Origin of the sequence: Mesorhizobium sp. M1E.F.Ca.ET.063.01.1.1, from assembly GCF_003998155.1 — a bacterium.
GTDB lineage: Bacteria > Pseudomonadota > Alphaproteobacteria > Rhizobiales > Rhizobiaceae > Mesorhizobium.
In genome coordinates, this window is sequence record NZ_RZSC01000994.1 from 1 (window position 1) to 1,789 (window position 1,789).

The following is a 1,789-nucleotide window of genomic DNA, read 5'->3' on the forward strand; positions in this document are numbered from 1 at the left end:
TGTTGGTGGTGCCGGAATCGGCGTTGCCGCGCATCCGCTCAGGTGGCGTCGGCATGCCCCAGCGCAGATTGGCGAGCTCGCGGCTGCCGTCGGCGGCATTGCGCACCACTGGCGCAGGCTGGTTGGGATAGATGTCGACCGAAGGCTCGAGATTGCCGGAGATGTCGCGCAGCGCGCGCGTCCATTGGCGGATCGCCTCCTGGCTTGTGGTGATGTTGTAAAGATTGCACATCGGCAGCGTTTCTCTGTCCGCCGATTGTTCCAGCATTTTTTCGCGGAGCGCAACTTGCCGGGCATAGCACCGCCGCTCAGCGCCCGCGCCCGCCGCGTCGCCTTGTCTCGACCGGCTCCGCGGTCGGCGGCTCGCCGGGCAGCCCGAGCCGGTGGCGCTCCTCCTCTGCGAAGGCTTCGGCTTCCGCGTGGATATCGAATAGCTGCTGCGTCAGCCTGCCGCCTTCGACGATGCGCACCAGCCATTGGCCATTGATGAATTTCACGCGGACACTGTCTGGTTCGCCTGTCACCATGTGCAGCTCCAGCTCGATGCCCAAAGAATTGCATCCTTGAACAACCTGCGACGGGTTGCCGTAAGCTTTCGTTCATTGGCCATAGCAGGATAGCAGTCGCAGGGCTCGGGTGGACTTGACGTCGAAAATATAGATTTCCCGCAAAGGCCACCCAAAATGGATAAAAACTCTGCGCCGAAACCTTGAAGGAACCCCTCAGCAGAATCCAACTTCGATATGGTGCTCGGTTTGCGAGACGATGCGGCGGTGCATTTCGAATGCGTCTGAGCGGATCTGCAGCGCGAGGGTCTCGGGCACGCCGATGGGAACTGGTCACGTCGAGGCCGGCGGCGAGGCGAGCGATCGGCGTGCCGGCAAGCATACGATGCATGGGCTTTGCCTCGTCGCAAATCCTTACCCGCTCGGCAGCGGATAGGAGACAGCGAACCGGCCGTGACACTCTGGGGGGCGGCGGCGAAACGGACAGGCTAGGGCGGCCCGGCAGCCTGGGGGGGTGTATTGGGTTCGGCGGCCGGGCCTGACCGGAGTTTGCGAGCCTGCCGGCTGCATCGAACATGCGCTTGCGCTCATGCAAGGGCAAGAACGACCTAGGCCCTAAGACCAAAGCAACCGGAGCGGCGCAAACGGCCGAAGCGGCGGGCCCCTGCTGGCCTCAGTCGGTCTTCGCTCAGGCGGGCGCGTAGCGCAGCAGCGTCACGCCCTGGGGAAGGCTCTGCGTTCCGAGCGGCGTCAGCGTGAGCGACAGCCCACGCTGGAAGTACGGCTTGCCGCCGCCCAGCACGACCGGGTGCATATAGAGCCGGTACTCGTCGATCAGGCCCGCGCGTGACAGATGCCCGGCCAATTCGGCGCCACCGACGCTTATCTCGCCATCCGTTTCCGCCTTGAGGGATCTTGCCGCCGCCGCGGCGTCGCCATCCGCCAGCCGGGCATTGGCACCGACCTCGCCGAGCGTCGTCGAAAACACGATCTTCGGCGTCTTCCGCCAGGCTTGGGCGAAATCCCGTTCGACCTCGACGCCGGCCTCCCGCTCCGGACTGTCCCAGAAGCGCATCGCCTCATACAGGCGCCGCCCGCAGAGCGCGATCGCCGTCCGCCACATTTCCCCGTTGAAATGCCGATGCAGTTCTTCCTCGGGCACCGGCAGGTCGATGTCGCCGTCCGGCCCGGCAATATAGCCATCCAGCGACATCAGCATGGAATAGACGATCCTGGCCATCGGCGCCTCCGTTTCGCAGGCCCAAGAATGCACAAATGATTGC

Annotated in this window: 3 protein-coding genes; all 3 read right to left on the minus strand. The window is 64.4% G+C overall.

The window, feature by feature from the left end; genetic code table 11:
• Nucleotides 1–232: SOS response-associated peptidase family protein (locus EOA29_RS35205; protein ID WP_348628934.1), on the minus strand; the 232-nt coding region annotated here is incomplete at its 3' end.
• A 76-nt stretch (nucleotides 233–308) separates the two neighbouring features.
• Nucleotides 309–551 carry a hypothetical protein gene (locus EOA29_RS35210; RefSeq protein WP_245464733.1) on the minus strand — a complete coding sequence of 81 codons (243 nt, stop codon included), beginning with the start codon at nucleotides 549–551 and terminating at the stop codon, nucleotides 309–311.
• Between the two features lie 643 nt (nucleotides 552–1,194).
• Nucleotides 1,195–1,789, minus strand: a 595-nt coding sequence (locus EOA29_RS35215; RefSeq protein WP_348628933.1) for a dihydrofolate reductase family protein, incomplete at its 5' end; no start/stop codon positions are given.